At 63.2% G+C, this 5,716-nt stretch carries 3 protein-coding genes; all 3 read right to left on the bottom strand.

Going from position 1 to position 5,716, the window contains the following annotated elements:
* Positions 1–148: 148 nt before the first annotated feature.
* Positions 149–535, bottom strand: a complete 387-nt coding sequence (locus CHB97_RS25415) for an HNH endonuclease (RefSeq protein WP_089290825.1) — start codon at positions 533–535, stop codon at positions 149–151.
* A 13-nt stretch (positions 536–548) separates the two neighbouring features.
* Positions 549–3,974, bottom strand: a complete 3,426-nt coding sequence (locus tag CHB97_RS25420) for a DNA methyltransferase (protein ID WP_089290826.1) — start codon at positions 3,972–3,974, stop codon at positions 549–551.
* A 92-nt stretch (positions 3,975–4,066) separates the two neighbouring features.
* Positions 4,067–5,362: a phosphoribosylamine--glycine ligase gene (gene purD, locus CHB97_RS25425; RefSeq protein WP_089290827.1), complete on the bottom strand. Its 1,296-nt coding sequence runs from the start codon at positions 5,360–5,362 to the stop codon at positions 4,067–4,069.
* Between the last annotated feature and the right edge of the window lie 354 nt (positions 5,363–5,716).

Here is a 5,716-nt window from a genome sequence, read left to right on the forward strand (position 1 = left end):
GTCCCAGACCAATCCGATACTCCCATGCCTCAACCTCCATATCCCGAAGGCACAGGGAATCACGATAAATCAATAACCGCAACTGTAGTACTAGGGCAACCTGATCGAGCTGTGACAGCCCGATCAGGCCCCATGAGTAGCCTCTGCTTTAAACAGTATCGGGCAATGTCTTCGCTGCGGCCTTTCGGGCGGCGCGGGTGGCGGCGGCGCGACGAGCGATCTCGCTGGCGCGGCGTGTTTTGGCGGCCTTGATGGCGCCGTCCTTGATGTAAAGCCCATGGTCCGGTTTGGCACCGGCCTGGTGCCAGGCGGTCCAGTGATCGCGCAGCATCTTCACGCCCGCCATGGGGTACAGGCCGCAATCCAACATGCGGTGATGCGTCTTGCACAGCCACGCCAGATTATCCGGCTCATCATTGCCCGGCTGATTATCCAGATGCGCCACATCCAGAACCGACATCTGGGTCAACCCGCAGATGGCGCAGTAAACAGCATGGTGATTGGCACAAATCTGCCGTGCCTTGCCTGTACGCATGATCGCTTCTCCATCAAGCCGCATAACGGCCAGGACCGATGCGGCGGGCCTGGCCGATGGAAACCAACAGGTCCAGCATATCCTGCACCGCCTTGCCGCGGGCACCCTTGAATTGGCGGGCCACGGCATCCGCCGGCAAGGCGGTATTGGCGGCGGCCAGGGTGCGCAGCAGGGCGTGGACCTGTTCGGCCGGCAGCTTGGGCCAGGAAGGACGCTTGGCCGCCACAGCGGTGTCGCCCAGATCGGCGACAAGCTGGGTCTGTACAACCGTACCGGCGGGGTTCTGGAATTCCGGGCGCAGCCAACGGATCAGGCCCTGCGCCTCCTCCGCCGCGCGTTGTTTGTTCAGCGCCACCAGCCGCATCAGGATATCCCGGTCTGCTAAGTCCACCGGCCAGCCATAGGCATCGGCCACCGCCGCATCCAGATCACGGTGCAGGTCCAGCAGCACGCCGACATGGCCGGCATCATAAATGTCCTTTTCCGCCGGGGTGAAGGCGGCCCCCGCCTGGCGTTTTTCCAGCACATTATACAGGTCGGTCAGGGTGAACCGCCCGTCATTGTCGGCCAGCACCCGCTTGCGCAACCCATCCAACTCCTCCGCCAGCGCCCCGATCCGGGCCTCTTGGGCGGGGGTGAGGAGGGGGAAGGGGAAAGCATCAAAACAGCGGGTTTTGACATAGACCGGATCATTGCCAAAGCCCAGCCAGCCCCCCGCCGCCAAGGCCCAGCTTGTGTGAATGCGGCTGCTGAGAATGCCCAGATGGAACGCCGCCGGCAGGGCAATGCCGATCAATTTGTTATCCGGCAGGATGCTGATATCCAGGAACTGGAAAATGCGGTGCTTGGCCGTTTCAACGGTGGCGATATAGCGGGGGAGATGGGCGAGGGCCGGCCGCAACTCCCGCCTGGGCTCCCCAAAAATCCACCAATTATCCCGATAGGTAGCGCGGTTATTCTGATCACGCTCCGGCTTCACCTGATCGGAAACCCACTGATAAACTGCCGGATAGCGCTGGCGTACTTCATCTGCGGTCAAGCCGAACAGATCAATCGCCATGAAACCACGATTGTTGCCGGTCAGATCGCGTCCATTGCGGTAATGGCGAATATGGTTTTCCAGGCCGGGCACCTTACCCAGCCCCAAGCCTGCTGCCTGCGCCGGGGTAACAAGGAAGCCGGAACCATGCAGCTTCACCCCAGGGCTGGAAATCCCTTCATTCGCCTGCAACGGCACAGCCCCCACCACATCCGCCCCAATCGTCAGATCCGCCAGGATCACCCCCTGTTCGATGGCGAAATCCACCGCGATGGCCCCATCATTGGGGTTGGCCTCCCCTTCCCGCACCACCTGTTTCAACAGCCCCTCGCCCGGCCCGGCCACGCCCACGGTCAGGGCCACGCGCACGGCGGCGGAGCCATGGGCGTCGGCCCAGGGATGGTCGGGAATGGCAAAGGACAGATGCAGCGGCTTTTTCGCATCCAGATGCCGCTTGATCACCCGGCGGCTGAAGGTCTGGGTGATGGAATTGGTGGTGATGAAACCGAAACGCCGCGCCTTGCCGTCGCGCACCAGATCGGCGGCGCGGTCCCACCAATACATCACGAAATCCGCCCCGCCCGGCATCTGCGGATAGGCGGCCCACAACGCCTCTGCATAGCCATCCCCCAGTTCCTGGCGCAAATCCTTGCCGCCGATGAAGGGCGGGTTGCCGACAATGAAATCAGCCTTGGGCCAGGGGGCGGGCTTGGGCTCGCTGTAATGGTATAACGGGCGGGTCTGGGTTTCATCCGGCACCTGCCGCCCGGTCAGCGGGTCGGTGCGCATCGATACGCCATCCCAGCGGGCCACCGGCGTGCCATCCGGCCCCAGCACCAGTTCCTGTTTCTTCCAGGACAGAACGGCATCCATCTCCCGCACGGTTTCAATGGGTTTCAGGATGGGGTCGGACAGGCTTTCCGGCCCGCGCAGGCGCAGATGCCCCTGCAAATGCCCCAGCCACAGCACCAGTTCGGCAATGGGCACGGCCCCGCCATTCTTCTCCAGCCCGATAAATTGCTGCGGCCCCACGGTCAGGCCCTGCATATCCAGCACCGCCTGGGCTCCCGCCCCCAGCTCCTCCAGCGCCAGCAGCACCTCCCCTTCCAGTTCCTTCATCAATTCCAGGCTGACATAAAGGAAGTTGCCCGTGCCACAGGCCGGGTCCAGCACCTTCACCTGGCAAAGATCGCGGTGGAAGGCGCGGATCAGTTCCACCGCGCCCTTGATATCGCCCGCCGCGCGCCGCCCCTCCGCCAGGGCCAAGGTGGCGCGGAATTCGGCCTGCAGCGGTTCGATCACCGTGGGGATGACCAGCCGTTCCACATAGGCGCGCGGGGTGAAATGGGCACCCAGCCGCCCGCGTTCTTGCGCATCCAGGGCATTTTCCAGCAGGGTACCGAAAATGGCCGGTTCCACATGGCGCCAATCGCGTTGGCACGCCGTCACCAGTTCCGCCAACTCGTCTGCCGTCAGCGGCAGGGCCTGGGCATTCTTGAACAGGCCGCCGTTGAAATAACGCACGGGCGCGCCGATCATCGGGTCAAAGTCACTGCCCTTATCCATGGATCGCCAGAACGGCGTCAGGTAACGCGGCAGGAATTGCGGGTTGCCCTCCGCCTGTTTCAACAGTTTCAGGAAGGCATCTGTCGGCAGCAGGCCCACATCCTCCGCAAAGGCGGTGAACAGACAGCGCATCAGGAACAGCGCCACCTCCTTGCGATCATGCCGCTTTTCCAGTGACCGCGCCATGCGGGCCAGCCGATAGGCGATATCCTTCGTCACCTCCGCCCGCTTGGCCGCCGGGTCCAGCGACAAGGGATCAGTCCAGATGGCGCGCAGCCGTTCCCGGATCGCCGGGTCGGCCAGATCGGGAATGGCGATGCGGTGGGAGCGGCTGTCGGGAAAGGGTTTGTAGCGTTTGCCCAGGCCAGTGAAATCAGCATAGATTTCAATCACATGCCCCACATCCACCACCAGCAGGAAAGGCGGCCATTCCGGCAGATATTTGGCGTAATTTTCCGCCTGTTGCCGGGCCTGCTTCATCATCCGGTCCCAGGCGGCCAGACTGGCTTTTGGCTTGGGGGTTAAATTTTCTCCAAATAAATCAATTACTTGCGGGGGGGGGTAGACCATGCGCTTGTTTGATTGCTTGGCCTCCAGCACAAAATGTTTGCGCTTATAGCAATCAATGAAGTTATAGCGCCCGTCCTCGCCCTCCAAATCCATGGCGCGAACGCGTTTTTCAAAGACATATTCGTTGCGCGCATCTTCGGCATGGCTGGCCTCTGGTGCCGCCACGCCGATCAGGGCGCACAACTCATTAATGAATTTCTGGTAATTGGAGCGCTCCGAACCGCCGCGACCATTCCAATAGTCAATAAAGCTGCCCGCGTCCATCGCCCGACCGATAAATGAATGAAATCCGGGGCAGATTACGGGCAAGGCACCGGGGCGGCAAGCACAAGTCTCCAGCCGCCCCGGAATTAGGCTTACAACCCCCGCGCGATAGCCCGCCAAGCGATATCGCGGCGGCAGAAGCCTTCCTTCCAGTCGATCAGATCGACGGCGCGATAGGCCAGCTCCCGCGCTTCAGCAATGCGGGCGGCACCCGCCGTCACGCCCAGCACGCGGCCGCCATTGGCAAGCACCGCCCCATCCGGCCCCGGCTTGGTGCCGGCATGGAAGATTTCCACGCCCGGCACCTGCCCGGCAGCGGCCAGATTACCGATGCGCGTACCCTTCTGGTAATCGCCCGGATAGCCTTCCGCCGCCATCACCACGCAAAGTGCGGCTTCATCATGCCATTGCGGCTGCTGGCCGAAAACATCACCCTGGGCAGCGGCCAACAGCAGTTCCACCAGATCGGATTTCAGGCGGCGCATCAGCACCTGGCATTCCGGGTCGCCGAAGCGGACATTATATTCCAACAGCTTGGGCACCGACTTTCCGTCCGGGCCGTTCACCACCATGATGCCGGCGAACAGCACGCCGACAAACGGCTTGCCCTCTGCCGCCATGCCGCGCACCGTGGGCAGGATCATCGTGTCCATGATCTCCGCCTCAATCGCCGGCGTCAGCACCGGGGCAGGGCTGTAGGTGCCCATGCCGCCGGTGTTCGGCCCCTGGTCGCCATCAAAGGCGCGCTTATGGTCCTGCGCGCCGGCCAGGGCCACGGCGTTGGTGCCGTCGCAGATGGCGAAGAAGCTGGCCTCCTCCCCATCCAGGAATTCCTCAATCACCAGCTCGGCCCCGGCATCGCCGAAGCGGCGGCCCACCATCGCCTCGTCAATGGCGGTAAAAGCTTCATCGACATTCTGGCAGATGGTGACACCCTTGCCGGCGGCCAGCCCGTCGGTCTTCACCACAATCGGCGCGCCCTGCTTGGCCACAAAGGCGCGGGCGGCGTCGCGGTCGGTGAAGCGGCCATAGGCGGCGGTGGGCACGCCGAACCGCGCCACCGCATCCTTCATGAACCCCTTGGAACCTTCCAGGGCGGCGGCGGCAGCCGACGGGCCGAAGGTGGGGATGCCGGCGGCGCGCAGCTTGTCAGCCAGCCCCAGCACCAGCGGCTCCTCCGGCCCGACAATGACGAAATCAATGGCGTTGGCCGTAGCGAAATCGGTGATCGCGTCGATCTTGTTGCCGGATATATCCACACATTCGGCGACAGCGGCGATGCCGGCATTACCGGGCGCGCAATAAAGCTTGTCGCACAGGGGCGAACGGGCGACGGCCCAGCACAGCGCATGTTCACGCCCACCCGAACCCACGACCAGGATCTTCATCGCCGCCTCCCTCTCTCGCTATGGCGGCGGGGTTCTAGCACGGGTGGGCCGGCCTGGGCACCCGGCCGCTGCGGATACCGCCCTTGCTTGGATGGAACGGGGGCATCCGCTCATACCAATCCGCCGAGGGTTTGACCCTTGGCGGATTGGAGGCCGGCGACTGCCGGCCCGCGGGCCCGTGCCCGCGTAAGCCAAGGGCGCGGATGCGCCCGCCCGGCATCTGAGGGAACGAAAAATCTCCTTGATCGGTCACGATCAAGGAGATTGGTATCAGTTTTCACCGACTTCGCGGACCCACCGTTGATGAAACTGGTGTTACTCTTATGGGAGCGCCGTCGGCACAGAGGTCGGTCG

This window comes from Azospirillum sp. RU38E, assembly GCF_900188385.1.
GTDB lineage: Bacteria > Pseudomonadota > Alphaproteobacteria > Azospirillales > Azospirillaceae > Niveispirillum.

Excerpts from the sequence above, each read along its gene's own strand:
- CHB97_RS25420 (WP_089290826.1), bottom strand. The coding sequence starts at position 3,974 with ATGGACGCGGGCAGCTTTATTGACTATTGGAATGGTCGCGGCGGTTCG.
- CHB97_RS25415 (WP_089290825.1), bottom strand. The coding sequence starts at position 535 with ATGCGTACAGGCAAGGCACGGCAGATTTGTGCCAATCACCATGCTGTT.
- purD (WP_089290827.1), bottom strand. The coding sequence starts at position 5,362 with ATGAAGATCCTGGTCGTGGGTTCGGGTGGGCGTGAACATGCGCTGTGC.